The organism is Erysipelothrix aquatica (assembly GCF_009828775.2).
Lineage (GTDB): Bacteria > Bacillota_I > Bacilli_A > Erysipelotrichales > Erysipelotrichaceae > Erysipelothrix > Erysipelothrix aquatica.
In genome coordinates, this window is the sequence record NZ_WTSY02000024.1 from 1 (window position 1) to 17,855 (window position 17,855).

Here is a 17,855-nt window from a genome sequence, read left to right on the forward strand (position 1 = left end):
CATTGATTGATACAAGCTCTATCGGTGGTTCAATTTTCGTATTTGTAATATCGAGTCCTGTTTGGGATGTTTGATAACCCGGTACCGCATCTTCTGTAACGGTATAGGTAATTTCTTTACCTTCATGGATTTTCGGAACATCCTTAAACGTATAAGTCCATACATCACCTGCTTTAGTCCAGATTGGTGTAACATTCGTTACTTCAGTACCGTCTGCATACAAGCGTACAATAATTGCTTCAGGGCGTAGTGGACTTTGACCATCAACCCATGTTTTGGTTCCATATATCGATATTAGCTCTATCGGTGGTACAATTTTCTCGTTCTCCACCGTCAATTCGTAGACCCCGTTAGCAATCAGAAAATCATTCGGTATCGCAATCGAGCTTTCCGGAAGCAAATAACCTTCTGGCGCAATCGTTTCATCGATTGTATAATCATCCTTCAGTAAATCCGAAAAAGCCACGATGCCATCCGCGTCTGAAGTGCCTGTTGCTACGATTTGGTTCGTACGATCTCGAGTTAGTGTAAACGTTGCACCTTCAAGTGGATTACCTTGCATATCAACTTTAAGAAGTTTAATTCCATGGTTATACCCATTTGCACCACCACCGCCAGCATAATAAACCGTCTTTCGAATCTCTTCTTTAATGATGACCTCTGTATCCTCAAGTTTGGCGTAGTTTTCGAATTTTTCTTCCGACACAGGCTGATAAGAAATCGCAGTGATGTATTGAACCATGTACTCATCCGAGTTCATAATCTTACCAAAATCAATACTAAAAGAGCGCTTGTCTTTTCCCATATTTACCGTGAAGTCTGCCGTCACATCAACACCATTATCCATTCGCCAAATGCCTTGAGAATCCAGAATCCAATCTCCCTTTAAAATTTTGAACGATGTCAGATCGTACTCTAGACCGTCAGTGCGCAATTCATCATAGACAACAGCAGCATTAAAAGTCCCACCCGATGGATTAATCCGTAGAATGTTTTGAATTTGAGTTCCCGCTTCGTTTAAGAACCAATTGTACTTTGAGAATTTTTCGTTTGGATCGTCGCTATTATGTTCGATATCAATCGTGCCTCCAGAAATAACCGTGCCGTTAATATCAATATCGATCTGAACCGTTTCACCTACTTGAGTTGTGGTCGTGTCGATTCGTGTAAGAAATTCCAATGATCCTGCAATATTCGAATTCTTTTCGATATAATCTGTATAAACGAGCTCCGCAGTCTTTGTTAGTGGATTGACGGTGGCATACGCAACGATATTCCCAAGACTATCCTTCACCTCAAATTTATTGTTTCCTTCGAATTTAAGGGCATCTGGCAAGGTGATGTTTGTGTAGTCACCTTTCTTTCCGATATTGTTAGGAATTTTAAAGTCAAGTGCAAACTTAATAACTGTATATTGATTTGCTGAACCAATGACATCCCCTTTTTCATTGGTTACTTCTGCATTCAGTATTTCTAACGCAATTTCATTTCGATCAGCCGCCCCAATCGGTTGAATCACTGGTGCGAGTGACAGCATAATACTGACAGCAATCACCATAACAACACTTATTCTTTGTTTCATGTTTTCAAGTCCCCCTTCTGATAGAATTTCCATTATGCAGTAAATGGAAGTGTCTCTCCCTTAATACAACGAATCAGTCGGCAAAAAGTTTCAAAAGTCAGAAAATATTATTCCAGTCCGTTTACAAGATACTTCCGAGTTGCACTCACAGATGCGCTGACGTCATTTTGGTAGGTTATCGTGATTTCGACAAACGCATGATTACGAAGCTGTGTATTGGGCTTAATGTGTATCTGATTTTCGATTCCTTCACTATCAAAACAGGTGCCAGGAACAGCATATGCACGTCCATTCCCCGAGTGCCCAGTAAATGAAACATCCAAACATGCGAAGAGTTCATCTGCACGACGATCCGCGACTTCAGAAACAGAGGGATTAATCGGAACATTCGTTACGTTCGAGGATAACTGAGTGGCTCCCGCAATAACCATTCCAATTCCAATTCCCCACACAATACGTTGTTTGAGGCGCTGCGACGAACCTTCTTGATACAACATTCGAATGAGAAGATATGAAGAAAAAATCGGAAAGACACCGAGAACCCTCGTGCCGTCTTTAGTTTTTTCATGAAGGATTTGCGCTAATTTCTTTTTGCCATAACGTAGATTACTCTTTACGGTATTTCGATTCAAATTCAATTCTTCGCCTATTTCCTTAATCGAAAGATCCTCAAAGTAAAATAGAACAATGCAAAGTTGCTGATCGTTTGGTAATTCTTGAATTGCATCATACAAAAGAGCATTCCGTTCTTGTAACATTGCTAGTTTGTCGGGATGTTCAAACCGGCTTTGATTCACGGAATCAAGACTTTCCGATTGCAACATTTCAATTGATTCCACAGATATATCTCGCGGTTTCTTTAGCGTATCAATGGCACAATTTCGCGCAATGGTCGCCACCCATGGACGGAAATTTTCAAGTGTTGGTGCTTCAAGTGTGTGTATGCGAGCAAAAGCACGCGCATACACATCTTGCACAATGTCATCCACATCATTTTGATTATTGGTAATTTTATAGACGATACTGTATACCAAATTTACCGTTTCATCATACATTTCTGCGAAAAATTCATCGTATTTTGTTTGTTTCAAATCATTGCTTCTTGTGTTTTCCATAGCCTTTATCCCTGTACTCTGTGCTTCTGTGTGTACTATTACCATATCATTAATCAATTTGAAAGGTGTGAGAGGTTTATGTGTCCTACTTAAGATATCTTTTACAGAGAAAAAAAGCGCGTTAGCGCTTTTAAGATTCTATTGATGGAGTCGGAGTTGCTTGAGCCTCCCACCCTTTGTGAAAGAGTGTTTCATCAACCATGTCTAGTTCATGAGCAACACATAACGCACTCACACCATCATCCATGACGTTTGCAGCGGTAACAAGCATTTCTACCGGACGGTTAATTGCGAAAATAAAACTATAAGCTGCAAGTGCTTCCGGATTAACATAACCCATCCCACTAATAATTGTGAAGAGCAAGACTGCACCTGCACCTGGAGCCGCAGGAGTACTTATCGATCCAATTACAACAAGCGCAATAATTGAAATCATTTGAACAAGGCCCACTTCATATCCTCCTACCGACGCTATGAATAACGTTGCGACAATTTGCATAATGGCTGTTCCTGTCATATTAATTGCAGATGCAAGTGGCACGATGAACGAAGCAATCGCTTCATCAACACCTAAATCATGCATTACCGTTTCTTGCGTTAAGGGTAATGTTGCTGCAGACGACGATGTTGAAAAACCAAACGCAATTACCTTATACATTTTCTTTAGGAAAATAACCGGAGATAACCCTGTACGTACCAACACAATTAATGGGAAGACTACAAACATCAAGACCAGTAAGGTTAAGGATGTCAATACCATGTAGACCATTGCTGGCTGCAGATAGTTTGTTCCATAGGATGCAAGCGTTCTAACTAATAATGCAAAGATTGCGAATGGTCCAAACTTAACTATGACGACTTCAAGTAGTTTCATCGTAATAATGTAAACTTCGTTGATAAATTTACGCAAGATATCGATTTGATCGCGTACACTTTGCATGACAACACCAACGATAAGTGCAAAGACGACTACGGCAATGATATTTCCGTTATTTGAAAGCATCGATACAAAGTTATTGTTGAAGGCATTTAAGACAATCATCAAAGGATTATTGTCGTTAACCGTTGTTTGAGCAAGCTCAATCGATTCTAGATTCGATAACTGGAACCAACCCATACTGTAACCAAAGTAACCAACTGTTGTTCCAAGAATAACTGCAACAGTAAGAAGTAAAACAAAATTTTTAATACCTTTTGTTGCCAGCTTGTTGAGTAAGCTTGACTCACGAATATGATCAATTGCTTTAATAATAGAAGTAAAGATTAGTGGAACCAAAACAATTTGTAAGAGTCTCATAAAGATTTGACTTACTATGTAGAAGATTCCGACTGCATTTTTATTACCTGGCGCACTGATATCGGCAAACAACAATTTGTCTATCGATGTCCAGAGTGCTTGATGATTGGTTGATATTAAATACTCACGCAGAAAAATGAACCCAATTCCAACAATTAGGCCCAATGCGAGGGTGATGAGTATCTTACGTGTAAAATGATTCTTAGCCATGAAATGTACCTCCGTATGTATGATCTGACTTTTCGAATCAAATAAGAACGTGAAAAGATATACGGAAAACATGACTAGTTTCTTAGTGTGTATGTTTCCTTATAAACATCTCTGTGCTTACTTAAAGGATTCGTATGTATCTTACCAAAGTATCCTCTTTTATGCAACGATATTCCTCGAAAAAAAAACACATCACGTGTGATGTGTTTCTATGCATGAAATAATAAATCGCTATATGTTGGGAAAGGATACAATGATGCATCCATATATGTCTCTAATTGATCCGCATCAACACGAATCGACGCCAACAGTTTAACAACTTCTCGATCAAGCACAAGGCATTGTGCATCAAGGTCTTTATTTACCACGCCTTGAACCAACTGCTCCATTGCTTGGATTTTCTCCACAATCCGGTCACTGAGATTTACAATTTGAGCATGACGCGTTGCTGCATAGTTCCCTGGTAGTATTGTACCGTTGGGTAACATCAATGCATGAATTTGTTTCATCGCAGCAGGGAGTAATTGACGATTAATCATCTGAATTAAGGTTAAAGCTTCTGTTCGAACATCTTCTACATAGCGGTGACGAGCAATTTCATAACGCGCCTCCAATTCTCGACGATTTAGGACACGTGTTTTCTCAAACATATTTTGCGACTTGTCCAAGAGCAATGAGTGCGTCGAATCAAGATAGGTCGTAACATTTGCAAGCCCTCTGCGGGACGCTTCTTCAATCCACGATTCATGATAACCGTCGCCACTAAATAAGATACGATGATGGGCTTGCACAATTTCTTGGCAAACTTCAAGCGCACGCTCGCGGCTTTCCTGAACATATTTGTATTGTTCCAATTCATCTGCAACTAATTCGAGCGACTCTGCCAGAATTGCACACAATACAGTATTCACGAAAGCACTACAGATCGCAGAACCCGGCATACGGAACTCAAATTTGTTACCTGTGAACGCAAATGGTGATGTTCGGTTGCGATCGGCACCATCTTTACGCGTAGCCGACAAAGATGCTAAAGGACTAAAGTACTGATCATCTTTATTAAGCGTTAGCTCTTTCGTTTGCATCAATTGATTGAGAATCGACTCCAAGGTTTGACCCACAAACATTGATATAATTGCGGGAGGCGCTTCACTTGCACCTAGACGATAATCATTACCCGGAGTTGAGGCCGCGAATCGGAGTAATTCTGCGTGTGTATCTACGGCACGAATCATAGCACTTACAAAAATCAAGAACCGTACATTTTCATGAGGACGATCGCCAGGATCGAAGAGATTGAGTCCAGTATCCGTGACAAGCGAAAAATTATTATGCTTTCCTGATCCATTAACCTTTGCGAATGGCTTTTCATGCAATAATGCATTCATATTATGTTTCAACGCTACTCGCTCTAATGTTTCCATTACGAGCATATTCTGATCAATCGCTATGTTCGCCTCAGCATAGATTACAACAATTTCAAACTGTGCAGGGGACACCTCATTATGCTCAACCTTTGCATGAATTCCTAATTTCCATAGTTCCTCATTGACCGCTTCCATGTAATCGATAACTTTCGCTGGAATCGCTCCAAAGTAATGACCAACATGTTCTTGATCTTTCGGAATTTCATGACCAAGAAGGGTTCGTCCCGTAAATTTTAAATCATCGCGTGCCTGAAACGTTTCACTATTTACGAGAAAGTATTCTTGTTCTAAACCGACCATTGCACGGACTGAAGTGACGGACTTATCACCCAGTGCATGGACGACTCGAGTTGCTTGTTCACTCAATGCGTCCATTGCCTTAATTAATGGTGCTTTTTCGTCCAATGATTCTCCATGGTAAGCAATAAAAATTGAGGGAATGAAGAGAACATGGCCACGCAAGAATGCTGGTGAGGTCACATCCCAGTATGTATAACCACGAGCCTCGAATGTTTGACGAAGCCCACCATTCGGAAAACTAGAGCCATCGGTTTCGCCTTTGATCAAATTTTTTCCCGAAAAGCGGGTAATTGTTTCGCCACTTGGAGTGACTTCAATAAATGCATCATGCTTTTCGGCGCTAGAACCCGTCATAGGATGAAACCAGTGTGAGTAGTGAGTTGCACCATTTTCCATCGCCCAAACCTTCATCGCGTGCGCAATCGCGTCAGCAGTTTCACGATCCATTGGTTCTTCTTGACTTACCGACCGTTCCCATTTCAAAAAGACTGGCCGCGGCATATATTTGCGCATTTTTTCCGACGAAAAGAGTTTAGTTCCAAAATTTTCCATGATATTTGTCATATTTTTTCTCCTTGATTGCATTATTTTAAAAAAATATCGGGAATATGTAAATATTTTTGGAATAATTGCTGAAAAGTGCAAACATCCACAAAAAAAGTGAACCCTTTCAGGTCCACTACTTTTATTGAATATGCTTTTCGAGGAAAGCCGTCACCTTTGAAGGTGCAACATCAAGAAGTACATCGCCATCCGCAATTAATGCAGGTGTAGCCATAATATCGTTATCTAATGCTAGCTTCATAAATGCCTCTGGATTATTTTCTTTTTTAACAACTTCAATATCGTCCGCATACTTGTTGCGAAGACCAAGTTCTAGAAATTGCTTTAAAGTAACACATTTAGCACAGTTGTCCTGTGTCAACATTTTTATTTTGCTCATCGTTTAATTCTTGGAGCGTCAAATGAGAAATCATCATCTTGAAGTGATTCTGATTTCATTTTTTGATACCCATTTCCTTTCATTGAGAAGTTATCCATTGTTTTTGTCTCGGTATTTAATCCATTCAAGACGACCGGGTTTACCTCTTCGTAGTCAAAATATGGATCAAACCCTAAGTTCATCATCGCTTTGTTTGCATTATAACGCACAAAGATCTTAACATCATGGGACAAGTCTACTGCATCGTAGATGGATTCAATTAATTCTACTTCTTCTCCATAGATTTCGTCAAGGTATGTTGTTAGCCATTGGTACAATTCAGCTTGAAGTGATTTATCAAACTTGTTATAAATTTCCATTGCCAAGTTTCCAACATAAAGCCCGTGAATACTTTCATCACGAAGGATCAAGTTAATGATCTCTCCAGCTTGCATAAGTTTTCCTTGTCCATAGAAATAAAGTGGGTAATAGAAACCACTGTAGAATAAGCACGATTCCAAAAAGACGGACGCAACCATCGCTTTCCACTGTGCGACATCAAATTCTAATGAATCAACAGGTGTCCCTAGATCATCATAGCGACGTTTATAAGTAAGTCGGTCCAAATCTTCATAATAACCAACAATCAACGCAAGCAGTCGCTGCATGTTCTTATTGTTTTCTGTCCATGCAAACATTTCATCAATCTCGTCATTTTGCAGGTATGTCATAAAAATATTTGAGTATGACTTCGCATGAACCGCATTTTCCATGGCGGCCATAAAGTTTAACACCGCCTTACGTTGATGGAAACGATCATCAATTGAGCGTGACACAACAGGCATCCCAATATCTCCTTGATACGTATCAAGGAATGTTAAAACAGCAAGGTTTTGTGAGTAAGCTTTACGAACATCTTGAGGCAAGGTTGCCCACAAGTTCAAATCTGGCTGAAGACTGATGTCTTCAGGTCTCCAGAATTGACTTAGATTTTGTTCATAAAACGTTTGTGTAAAGTTATCTTCATTTTCGTTCCAGTTTGCACCATCGTAATGGCGAACTGCACTTTTTGCTTCAATTTCTTTTAGTAACATATCAATCATTTCCCTCCCAAATTAAACTGCACATGCGATACATTCTTCGATGCTCAATTTATGTGTTCGTGTATAGTATAGTGTTTTAATTCCTTGGTAATGTGCGTATAAGTAGTATTTTTGCAAACTTCGTGTGGTTTCATCTGATGTAATGCATAGTTCGAATGAAATTCCTTGGTCCACGTGTTTTTGTGCTGTTGCAATAACATCAATAACTTTATATTTGGCCATTGTATATGCAGATTCATACATAAAGCCCGCTACATCAGATGCCGGCATTGGGAAATATGTTTTCGAGTTCCCGTAAGTACGCTCTTCTACAATTTGTTTAATCGGTGTTAATGAAGGCGTTGCACTCATAACATATGCAATTGAACCATTTGGAGCAACTGCTAGTCGGTTGGAGTTATAGAGACCAAATGTCATGACGTCATCTTTTAATTGTGTCCATTCTTCTTCTGTTGGAATATAAATATCTCTCATAATATCTTTAACTACATCCGTTTGTGCATGAACAGGTCCACGATCATTGAAGTATGACCCATCAGCATATTTTGAACGCTCAAAACCATAGAAACGAAGTCCTGTTTCACGTGCTTTCGTCATCGAGTGTTTCAAACTGTAGAAGTTAACAAGACTGAAGAATACATCAATTAAATCGATATCTTCATCGCTACCATAAGCAATATAATTTTCCGCAATATAGCCGTGGTGGCCCATAATTCCGAAACCAACAGAACGCATAATATTATTGGCACGAGCAACTGCTGGTACATGAGCGATATTTGTCTTTTCAGATACAGAGTTCATAATGTCCATGGCAGCATATACTGTTTCTTCAATAGTATTGTTTTTAATCATATTTCCCATGTGTCCACTTGCAAGGTTACATGAAATATCTAAACCAATTTGGTCTTTATCACGATTGTTGTAATCTGCATATGTCGAGACAACAGATGGTTGCAGAATTTCTGTACATAAGTTAGAGAACTTAATTGGATCCGCAAGAGGGTTTTCTTTATTAACGTTATCAGCATACATGATATATGGATATCCGGATTCACCTTGTAATTGCGCAATCATATCGAAGAGTTTACGAGGGTTTATTTTACGCTTACGAACATTTGGATTTTCTACAAGTTTCTCATACCAGTTATCCATATCAATTGCGATATCTGAGAACGGAATTCCATATTCTTTATAAACAGTATGTGGATAGAAGACATACATATCTTTGTCTTCGCGTGCTAATTCAATCATCTTGTCAGGCATAACCACACCCATCGATAATGTTTTAACACGAACATCGTCATCCGCATTCAACTTTTTAGTTGAGAGGAAATCTTCAATATCACTGTGGAATACGTTTAGGTAAACAGCACCCGCACCTTGACGTTGTCCCATTTGATCAGCATAGCGGAACGCATTATCAAGAAGTTTTGCTACTCCCACGACACCTTTAGCGACTCCTGGGATGTCTTTAATGGTTTCACCTTTCGCACGAAGATTAGTTAAGTTAATCGACACTCCACCACCCAGTTTTGAAAGTTGCATCGCAAACTCTTGAACACGCGCAATGTCATTTAAAGAATCATCTACTTCCAATAAGAAACATGAGACAAATTCGCCACGTTTTTTCTTCCCTGTATTGAGTAGTGTGGGTGTTGCTGGCGTAAAGTCTTGGGCAATAAGTGATTTGATAAGACGACGTGCTGTCTCTACATCACCATCCGCATGGTAGAGCGCAATAATGGAAAGTCGATCTTCATAACGCTCTAGGAATACACGGCGTTCATCATTTGACTTCATTGCATAATCGTTATAGAACTTGAATGCACCCATATATGTCGGGAATCTAAACTTCGCATCATAGGCTATATCATAAACTGATTCAATTTCTTCAAATGTATACTTATCCAAAAATTCTTTCTCGTAATACTCATTCTCAATCATGTAATCGAGTTTTTCACGTAAAGAATGGAAAAACTGTGTATGTTTGTTTACATAATTTAAAAAATAAGAACGAACCGCTTCTTTATCTTTATTAAGATCTTTAATATTTCCATCACCATCAAGGATCTGATTATTGAGAATGACCCACTCAGGAATTTGATTTGTTTTTGTTTGCGCTGTCATAGACGTGCCTCCTTATATTCTTGAATCCATGTTTTTACATATTCAACATCTTTACTAAAGCCTGAACCTTCAAATTTTAATACGAGTTCAATGTTGTATTGATCACTAATTTTCTGTCCGGCTGCTCCAAAGTTTGTACCCCAATTACGATTGCCACTTACTGCTAGGCCTACCACTTTATCTGCATATGTTTCAAGAAACTCCGCAGCTTCATCGGTAACTTTCCCAAAGTCCCATGAACGTGTTATCAAGAATAATTCACTACCCTCACCGTCATAGTCTAAGATATCTATAGTATTTTGTTCGAGTTTTGATGCAAATCTTGCACCTTGACCCGTCAAACTATCAAAAACGACTAACATACATTCACCACCCTTCAAATCTAATAGTATTAAAACACAGATTTTTTTTACATGTGAGTCCTTGACACAGATTTTCGTTTGTTTTTAAGAAATGAAAATCTGAAACATAAAATATTTAATGATTGTCGTTATGTCAGAGTGTGTGAACGCCTTAACAACATAAATTTTCTTCATAAATTACACCCACAAAATTAAACATAGTGGTTTGCTAGGTCATTCTTCTTGCACTCTATTTTTTGATTCGTTATGATTGCATTATCAACAAGGCAGTACATGCCAGAAGGAGCAACATATATGAAAACTATATCAGGATGGCATCATATCACCAATATCGCAAGTGATGCACAAAAAAACTATGAATTTTATACCGAAGTTCTCGGAATGCGTTTATTAAAGAAAACCGTTAACCAAGATGATATTTCTGCATACCATACATTCTTTGGAGATGAAGAAGCATCAGCTGGGAATGATTTAACGTTCTTTGATTTTCCTGGAATTAGCAAAGCCGTTCGAGGAACCAACGCTGTAACCTCTGTTGGACTCCGTGTTCCAAGCGATGCAGCACTTGAATACTGGATGCAGCGTTTTGACGAAAAAGGTGTTAAACACGATGCTATTGATGAACTCTTTGGTGTTAAAGGTCTTCGTTTTGAAGATATTGATGGTCTCCGTTTACGTCTTGTCTCAGACCAGACTGGCGGCGGTTTCCCAGCTGGAAAACCAAACCAATGGAGCGATGTACCAAACGAGTTCGCAATTGTTGGACTCGGAACTATCGAAATCACGGTCCGTCATATTGATACCCAAGAACAATTCTTAGTGGATGCTTTAGGTTTCACAAAAGTTGGTATTGAAGATGGTGCAACACGATTTGAAACGGGTCCAGGTGGAAACTCATCATCCATACATGTTCGCGTCGATCAATCTTCTGCAGATGAGTACCAAGGTTATGGTGCAGTTCACCACATTGCGCTTCGTGTTGAAACAACCGAAGACCTCAAAGATCGTATTGACCAAATGACCCGTAGCATGTATCCAAACTCTGGTTTCGTAAACCGTCACTACTTTGAATCTCTTTACACACGAGTTGGTCGTATCCTTTACGAATTCGCTACCGATACCCCCGGATTCACAGTTGACGAACCAATTGAAACATTAGGAGAAAAACTAAGCCTTCCACCATTCCTCGAACCACAACGCGACCGCATTGAAGCTGAAGTCCGTCCATTTGACACGAAACGAATTAACTACCGGAAATAAGGGATTCTGTGTTAATACACACAGTCTTCAAAAACTGTATGCTATACTTAGCTTATGAAAAGGGGTATATTTATGGACAAATCATATGAGATTTTATCAACAAACAGCAATTATGCAGTAATTGGCATGACCGATGATCAGAAAAAATTTTCCTATAGAATTTACACTTTACTGAAAAACAAAGGCAAAATTACACGCGGCATTCACCACCGACTTACCGAAGTTGAAGGCGAACGTATTTATAACTCAATTGAAGCAATTGAAGATCCAATTGATGTTGCAGTCTTTGTTGTTAATCCAACGATTGGGATCAACTATCTTGAACCCATCAAAGCGAAAGGCATTTCGACCATTTGGCTCCAACCTGGAACCGTTAGCGATGAACTCGTTGCCAAAGCAAATGATTTGGGACTGAACGTTGTTGAAGATTGTGTTCTTGCAACCTATGCCCGAAACGAATCGAAATAATCATAAAAAAAAAGCCAGTTCATCGAACTGGCTTTTTCTAACTATAACTGTATGCATTGATGGCGTTTTGCATGTCTTGATAATCCATGATGCACAAATTCATGACCACATGGCCAATGACCCCAGCAGCAACCGCAGAAGCTCCCGCTTTTATAAAGAGTCCAATTGCATGGTTAATCTCAAACGCCCCTAGAACCTGAGGTATCGGCATAAATAACGGATAAATACATGTTATCACTACAACTGTCAAGAACGCGATACGCCCAAGGAACGTTTTTGGGAGTTTTCGATATACTGGTCGTACATGATACGCTTCAATGTCATATTTACAATTTTGTAAGTCTCGCTTTGTGTTATAAAAACCAAATCCCGAACATAATACACCCAGCCAAATAAGCCCCACCAACAAATCCGATTGGACATTCACCATCGTTAGTGCACCCTTGTGTGTGCTGAATGCTACAAAGTAAAAGAACCCATTTATGAGTATATTCATAAACACAAAATCGAACATTATTTTTCGAAACATATAGAAACGCATGCTTTCCCCCACAACCATTTCTGGAACTTGTCTTTAATATAGTGTTAACTCAACATTTCCATTTTAGCATATTTAAATTTATTTTAAAGATACTCTCTTATGATTTCACAAAATATAGCATGAGTGGTTATAGTTACATCGATACTTTATGATGAACTTTAAGAATGCGGTCATGTTTAACCAATGCATCACACCATGTGTCATCATACATCAAGACTCTCAACGAGACCCACTCATCATCAATATCCATAAACTGTACTACCTGTAATCCACCCTCTACTGTCTTCTTTTTTAGCGCGTATAACGCCTCCAATTCAACAGCGAGTGTCTCACCTAAGTACTTTCGCAGATGGTTCTCAATATAATCTTTTTCATTTGTAAGTCGCGCAAGCATGGTACGAACTGCGCGATTTTCTTTTAGCGATTCACTTTGGGCATATGCGATATAGATTAAGATAATTAAAACAACATACTCCATCATCTTTAACGTCCCTCCTTAGCAACAACTGCACCAACACCCTCAAGATTAATAACCTTTGATTCATTGCCTTTATCCAATTGCAGCACAATCCATTGCTGATCCATATCTGTGACAGTTCCACTTAAAACCACACCACTAAGATATTCAACATCAACTCGTTTTCCAATCCATTGTGATACAACACTTCGACTCTTGACAGTCTGCGTATCACCCTCAATCAAGTCGTATAAACTTGTTTGATACAACAACGCCAATGCATGTAATTTATCCAGAGACGGCGCTACATGGCCTGTCTCCCAATTTGAAACAGTCTGACGGGTTACTTCCATTTCTTGAGCAACATATTCTTGCGTTAGTCCTTTTTCTTTCCGACAATTTGCCAGACGATCACCTAGTTTCATATCAACTACCTCCACCCTTACTTTAACGAATTCATCATTGTTTATCTATCAAATATTGTTTGCACCCTTCGCAAATAAAAACTCCATGCACTAAATTAGCGCTTGGAGTTACTTTTTTTACTTAATAATTAGAGTACGGAGCTCTTCCATACGTTTTCCAAAAATTTCAAGTGTTGTATCGATTGCTGTTGTCTCATGCATATCAACACCTGCTTTTTTCAAGACATTAATCGGATAGTCGCTACTTCCTGATTTCAAGAAGTTTAGATACGGCTCAACGTCGCCTCCATTATAAATGGTTTCTGCAAAGAGCGTTGCTGCACTGAACCCTGTAGCATATTGGTAAACATAATAATTGTAGTAGAAGTGTGGAATTCGTGCCCACTCATACCCAATTTCTTGAGTAGATACTGCTTCGCCATAGTAAAATTTATTTAGTGCGTAGTAAGTATCAATTAGGTAATCCGCTGTTAATGCAGTACCTTCTTGGTCCGCTACGTGAATCATATGCTCAAACTCTGCAAACTGCGTTTGACGGAAAACCGTACCCTTGACGGTATCAAGGTAATGGTTTAATAAATAAGCACGTACTTTTGGATCTTCGTATTGATCAAGAAGATAGTTAAGCAATAAATTCTCATTTGTTGTTGAAGCAACTTCTGCCACAAATATTGAATAATCTCCGTAAATGTACGGTTGGTATTTACGCGTCATATAGGAGTGGACAGAGTGTCCTAATTCATGAGCCAAGGTAAACATGTTATCAATGTTTTCTTGCCAGTTTAGAAGGATATACGGATCGGTTCCGTATGATCCGGATGAATATGCGCCCGAGCGCTTCCCTTTATTTTCGACGACATCAATCCATCGGTCATCAAAAGCACGCTTCAACACCGAACGGTACTCATCACCAAGCACCGATAATGCTTCCAGAATAATTTCTTTTGCCTCTTCATATGTAAACTTCAAATCAACATCCTCAACCATCGGCACGTACATATCGTACATTTGAATATCTTCAAGTTGTAATGCATCATTACGTAGCGTTACATAATCATGAAGCATATTAATGTTTTTATGAATTCCATTGATCAGGTTTTCATGAACATTTTCATCAATATCATTGCCAAAAAGGGCTGCTTCACGCGCTGATTTGTATCCACGAATATTTGCATTGAAGTTATGAATTTTAACATTTCCAGATAAGGTACTTGCAAGAGTATTTTTAAGATTTCCGTATGTTTCTTGCATCGCTTTAAACGCACGCTCACGAACTTCACGATTTGGATTTTCCATAAACAAGGAATAGCGACCATGTGACAACTGAACTTCATTACCATTCTCATCTTTAATTGATGGGAACTGAATATCTGCATTGTTAATCATTCCGAACGTTGTGGATGGAACATTGAAAATTTCTCCTGCAGAAGCAAGGACACGTTCCTCTTTATCACTCAAAATATGAGCACGTGATTTAAACAATCTCTCAAAGTCATGCGTATATAGTTTTAATGCGTCGTTTGATTCAATATAATCACGAATGGTGGATTCATCCACAGCAAGGATTTCAGTATTGTAAAAAGAAAAACTTGAGCTGAATTTTGCAGCCAGTGTTTGTACACGACCATTCATTGCTTGATATGTTGGATTGGTTGTATCAACATCAAAACTTAGATGTGCATAAATATAGAGGACTTCCAAACGGAAACTCAATTCATCTCTAAACTTTAGGCCTGCTAAGAGTGCTTCAGCACTTTTGCCTAAGGTTCCTTGGTATGACGCAACTTCTTCTAATTGTTTTTCGATAGCACTGTATTCTTCATTCCACGCTGCATCGCTTTCAAACATTGGTTTTAAATTCCATGTATCTTTTTCTGCGACTTCTGAACGAAGTGGTAATTCATAATGATCTGACATATTGCACCTCTATTCTATTGTGGGTAATGACCCAATGCTTATATTTTATCATAAATTTACTAATATGCTTTATGTAATCATTTTCATTACTCGCATAAAAAAACTCACTTCATTGAAGTGAGTGTTATTTACAATTGGTGACCCGTACGGGATTCGAACCCGTGAATGCATGCGTGAAAGGCATGTGAGTTAACCGTTTCTCCAACGGGCCAATAAATGGCGCTTGTTGCAGGACTCGAACCTGCGACCCACTGGTTAACAGCCAGTTGCTCTACCGACTGAGCTAAACAAGCACTGCTTAGTGCTTATAAAATATACCATACAAGATATCGGAACGCAAGCCTTTTCTTTAAATAAATATTTATTATCTTTTGGAATAGAAAATACGGCTATTTAAAGCCGTATTCTTAGAATTTATTGCGATTCGGAATGCAGAAAACAACCGCAAACAGTAAGATTGTTTGAATGTAATATATCGGAATATCGAAGACACCATAAACTAAAAATGCCACGAGTAAAGAGATTGCGAGTGGATAGTCTAAATAGTATGCATTGTTATAGACATCAACTGCTCTTTCTATAATAAACAACGTTAAGATACCCGTTCCTACAATACCAAGACTTAATAAGCTTTCGATAAAGATATTATGAGCATGAGTATTGTCAAACAACAAAGCATATGAAAATAGACCGTGACCCCACCATGGTTCTTTAATTATGGCATCCATTGCATTATCCCAAATATGGAAGCGAATGGATGAATGATCGGCAACTTCCATGAACCGAGGAAAAATGGAAGGGTTGTTCATAATAAAGATCCCAACGATGCAGCCAATAAACACCAGAATTTTGAGTTGTGTCCATTTCCTTTGTACCAAAATAACCCCTACAAGCCCCACAGCAAGACCTAAAAGGATGGATCGAGTTCCGGTTAGGAATAATGCGTATGTATTGATTAGGAATGCTCCAGCGTAAAAGAGGAGCAACTTATAGTTCTTAAATGTAAGTTGAAATTGAATTTGGTTAAAGCAAACTAATAGAACAATTAGCAAAATGAAGGCATAGAAGTTGGGGTTATCAAATGTTGAATAAGCACGATAGTAACCATCTCCATAAGGAGGAAGTTGCCACGCCGGCATATGTCCAACATTAAACCACGTCATCACCTTCGTCGCAAGGTCCGAAAACCATTGCGGACGGTACTTAATAAATATAAAGAAAAAGTTAAACAGTGAACTCCACACAATATAGTATTGCATTTTCATGTAGTTACGCGGCGTTATGCGCCGTTTAACCGCACCGACATACGCGATTATGTAAAGCATAAATATTGCTGCTAGAAGCCCCAAAACGTTGTTATTAACATATGCTACGACGATTAGGTAAGCAATTAGTGGCCAAATGAAACTTTTAAAACTAATGTCTTTAAATTTCACCCATTCATATGCAACATATGCTCCCAATGCAATGAGACTTGGATACATAACATAGTTCGGTAAGAACAACACAAAAATCAAGAGGAATAGTAAATTCTCTTGAAATTGTTGATTTAATCTTTTACCAATTGTCATTATGTCTGTCATCATAGTTATTTTACCACAAGAAAAAGTGACAACTATAACAATAGTGTCACTTCATGCTATTCAATTATTCTGTTCCTTCTTCTGAAGGTACATCATTACCAGATTCTGTATCTGTAGCAGCTTCTTTTTGTTCGCCTTCTTTTGATTCAGACTCTCTTAGTTTTTCTACAAATTCTGGTGCTGTTGCTTCACTTACAAGTTTTCCAACAGGTGATTCTTGTTTGGATGATTTTGAGTAAATATAGTAGATAAAGTTTGGTCTTTGTTCTTCAGTTGGTTTGACCATATTGTAGACATTAATTTCAATATCATACATTTTCTTGGAATCGGAAGCTGTGAAATACTCTCCCACAGGCAGTGTTGCTACGGTAGTTTCATAGACTTGATTCGCAATTGACGCAATGGCATCTTTGTCAGTACCTTCAGCAACTTTAACGTTGATACGTACTGTTGCAGTCTCGAGTTCATATTTTACACTTTCAGCGACTCCTAATGCTTCGACATTTTTCTGTATCGTTTCAAGGGCAGTAGTTTCAATAGCTGGTGTTAAATCACCATCAAAGCGATTTCCAATAATTGGTTCACCGCGTACTCCAGTTGCAGATAAGATTGTATATCCGAGGAATACTGTTGGAATTGCAATAAGAACAAGGCACACTATGATTGCATAGAATGACCAGTCATGTTTCTTTTTAGTTTTATTTTTTGGTTGTTTAATTTTTGGATCTTGTTTTTGAGTCATCATGATCCTCCTTATTATTT

General features: G+C 38.6%; 16 protein-coding genes and 2 tRNA genes. 2 read left to right on the plus strand and 16 right to left on the minus strand.

Translation table 11 applies throughout. From position 1 onward, the window contains the following. From GVV20_RS07335 to nrdI, 8 genes are all read right to left on the minus strand, one after another. On the minus strand, positions 1-1,582 hold a 1,582-nt coding region (locus tag GVV20_RS07335), incomplete at its 3' end, for an Ig-like domain-containing protein (RefSeq protein ID WP_250690179.1). 107 nt (positions 1,583-1,689) lie between these two features. Further along, positions 1,690-2,697 carry an RNA polymerase sigma factor gene (locus GVV20_RS07340; RefSeq protein WP_159740651.1) on the minus strand — a complete coding sequence of 336 codons (1,008 nt, stop codon included), beginning with the start codon at positions 2,695-2,697 and terminating at the stop codon, positions 1,690-1,692. 130 nt (positions 2,698-2,827) lie between these two features. After that, a complete protein-coding gene (locus GVV20_RS07345) occupies positions 2,828-4,204 on the minus strand; it encodes a dicarboxylate/amino acid:cation symporter (protein WP_159740650.1) in 1,377 nt (458 codons plus the stop codon). A gap of 209 nt (positions 4,205-4,413) precedes the next feature. Further along, the gene (locus GVV20_RS07350; RefSeq protein ID WP_159740649.1) at positions 4,414-6,492 is read right to left on the minus strand and encodes a glutamine synthetase III domain-containing protein; all 2,079 of its coding nucleotides are present in this window, start codon (positions 6,490-6,492) and stop codon (positions 4,414-4,416) included. Positions 6,493-6,613: 121 nt separating this feature from the next. Continuing rightward, a complete protein-coding gene (locus tag GVV20_RS07355) occupies positions 6,614-6,871 on the minus strand; it encodes a glutaredoxin (RefSeq protein ID WP_159740648.1) in 258 nt (85 codons plus the stop codon). Continuing rightward, positions 6,868-7,953 carry a class 1b ribonucleoside-diphosphate reductase subunit beta gene (nrdF, locus tag GVV20_RS07360; protein WP_236261760.1) on the minus strand — a complete coding sequence of 362 codons (1,086 nt, stop codon included), beginning with the start codon at positions 7,951-7,953 and terminating at the stop codon, positions 6,868-6,870. Before nrdF ends, GVV20_RS07355 begins: the two co-directional genes overlap by 4 nt. A gap of 12 nt (positions 7,954-7,965) precedes the next feature. Further along, a complete protein-coding gene (nrdE, locus tag GVV20_RS07365; protein ID WP_159740647.1) occupies positions 7,966-10,080 on the minus strand; it encodes a class 1b ribonucleoside-diphosphate reductase subunit alpha in 2,115 nt (704 codons plus the stop codon). Then, the gene (gene nrdI / locus GVV20_RS07370; protein WP_159635614.1) at positions 10,077-10,442 is read right to left on the minus strand and encodes a class Ib ribonucleoside-diphosphate reductase assembly flavoprotein NrdI; all 366 of its coding nucleotides are present in this window, start codon (positions 10,440-10,442) and stop codon (positions 10,077-10,079) included. The genes nrdE and nrdI overlap by 4 nt, the downstream gene beginning before the upstream one ends. Positions 10,443-10,736: 294 nt before the next feature. Between nrdI and GVV20_RS07375 the strand changes: the two genes are divergently transcribed. Together GVV20_RS07375 and GVV20_RS07380 are read left to right on the plus strand one after the other, a co-directional pair. Continuing rightward, positions 10,737-11,702, plus strand: coding sequence for a ring-cleaving dioxygenase (locus GVV20_RS07375; protein ID WP_159740646.1), 966 nt, complete (start codon positions 10,737-10,739; stop codon positions 11,700-11,702). A 72-nt stretch (positions 11,703-11,774) separates the two neighbouring features. After that, on the plus strand, positions 11,775-12,170 hold the full coding sequence (locus GVV20_RS07380; protein WP_159648768.1) for a CoA-binding protein: 396 nt from the start codon (positions 11,775-11,777) through the stop codon (positions 12,168-12,170). Between the two features lie 37 nt (positions 12,171-12,207). Here GVV20_RS07380 and GVV20_RS07385 read toward each other — a convergent pair whose 3' ends face one another. The 8 genes from GVV20_RS07385 to GVV20_RS07420 form a co-directional block, all read right to left on the minus strand. After that, a complete protein-coding gene (locus tag GVV20_RS07385; RefSeq protein WP_159740645.1) occupies positions 12,208-12,711 on the minus strand; it encodes a hypothetical protein in 504 nt (167 codons plus the stop codon). Positions 12,712-12,844: 133 nt separating this feature from the next. After that, positions 12,845-13,192, minus strand: a complete 348-nt coding sequence (locus GVV20_RS07390) for a hypothetical protein (RefSeq protein WP_159740644.1) — start codon at positions 13,190-13,192, stop codon at positions 12,845-12,847. 2 nt (positions 13,193-13,194) lie between these two features. Then, positions 13,195-13,593 (minus strand): helix-turn-helix domain-containing protein, encoded by a 399-nt coding sequence (locus GVV20_RS07395; RefSeq protein ID WP_159740643.1) that lies wholly within the window; start codon positions 13,591-13,593, stop codon positions 13,195-13,197. Positions 13,594-13,710: 117 nt separating this feature from the next. Beyond that, entirely contained in the window at positions 13,711-15,510 is a 1,800-nt protein-coding gene (gene pepF / locus GVV20_RS07400) for an oligoendopeptidase F (protein WP_159740642.1), read from the minus strand. A 135-nt stretch (positions 15,511-15,645) separates the two neighbouring features. After that, positions 15,646-15,721: transfer RNA gene (locus tag GVV20_RS07405), tRNA-Glu, on the minus strand. A 6-nt stretch (positions 15,722-15,727) separates the two neighbouring features. Further along, positions 15,728-15,803, minus strand: a tRNA-Asn gene (locus tag GVV20_RS07410). A gap of 114 nt (positions 15,804-15,917) precedes the next feature. Further along, complete coding sequence (locus GVV20_RS07415; RefSeq protein ID WP_159740641.1) at positions 15,918-17,096, minus strand: O-antigen ligase family protein; 1,179 nt, start codon at positions 17,094-17,096, stop codon at positions 15,918-15,920. 61 nt (positions 17,097-17,157) lie between these two features. After that, a complete protein-coding gene (locus GVV20_RS07420) occupies positions 17,158-17,835 on the minus strand; it encodes a hypothetical protein (RefSeq protein WP_236261965.1) in 678 nt (225 codons plus the stop codon). Positions 17,836-17,855: the final 20 nt, after the last annotated feature.

What these genes read in the sequence shown, in the direction of transcription:
- GVV20_RS07340 (WP_159740651.1), bottom strand. Translation starts at nt 2,697, where the DNA reads ATGGAAAACACAAGAAGCAATGATTTGAAACAAACAAAATACGATGAA.
- GVV20_RS07345 (WP_159740650.1), bottom strand. Translation starts at nt 4,204, where the DNA reads ATGGCTAAGAATCATTTTACACGTAAGATACTCATCACCCTCGCATTG.
- GVV20_RS07350 (WP_159740649.1), bottom strand. Translation starts at nt 6,492, where the DNA reads ATGACAAATATCATGGAAAATTTTGGAACTAAACTCTTTTCGTCGGAA.
- GVV20_RS07355 (WP_159740648.1), bottom strand. Translation starts at nt 6,871, where the DNA reads ATGAGCAAAATAAAAATGTTGACACAGGACAACTGTGCTAAATGTGTT.
- nrdF (WP_236261760.1), bottom strand. Translation starts at nt 7,953, where the DNA reads ATGATTGATATGTTACTAAAAGAAATTGAAGCAAAAAGTGCAGTTCGC.
- nrdE (WP_159740647.1), bottom strand. Translation starts at nt 10,080, where the DNA reads ATGACAGCGCAAACAAAAACAAATCAAATTCCTGAGTGGGTCATTCTC.
- nrdI (WP_159635614.1), bottom strand. Translation starts at nt 10,442, where the DNA reads ATGTTAGTCGTTTTTGATAGTTTGACGGGTCAAGGTGCAAGATTTGCA.
- GVV20_RS07375 (WP_159740646.1), top strand. Translation starts at nt 10,737, where the DNA reads ATGAAAACTATATCAGGATGGCATCATATCACCAATATCGCAAGTGAT.
- GVV20_RS07380 (WP_159648768.1), top strand. Translation starts at nt 11,775, where the DNA reads ATGGACAAATCATATGAGATTTTATCAACAAACAGCAATTATGCAGTA.
- GVV20_RS07385 (WP_159740645.1), bottom strand. Translation starts at nt 12,711, where the DNA reads ATGCGTTTCTATATGTTTCGAAAAATAATGTTCGATTTTGTGTTTATG.
- GVV20_RS07390 (WP_159740644.1), bottom strand. Translation starts at nt 13,192, where the DNA reads ATGATGGAGTATGTTGTTTTAATTATCTTAATCTATATCGCATATGCC.
- GVV20_RS07395 (WP_159740643.1), bottom strand. Translation starts at nt 13,593, where the DNA reads ATGAAACTAGGTGATCGTCTGGCAAATTGTCGGAAAGAAAAAGGACTA.
- pepF (WP_159740642.1), bottom strand. Translation starts at nt 15,510, where the DNA reads ATGTCAGATCATTATGAATTACCACTTCGTTCAGAAGTCGCAGAAAAA.
- GVV20_RS07415 (WP_159740641.1), bottom strand. Translation starts at nt 17,096, where the DNA reads ATGATGACAGACATAATGACAATTGGTAAAAGATTAAATCAACAATTT.
- GVV20_RS07420 (WP_236261965.1), bottom strand. Translation starts at nt 17,835, where the DNA reads ATGACTCAAAAACAAGATCCAAAAATTAAACAACCAAAAAATAAAACT.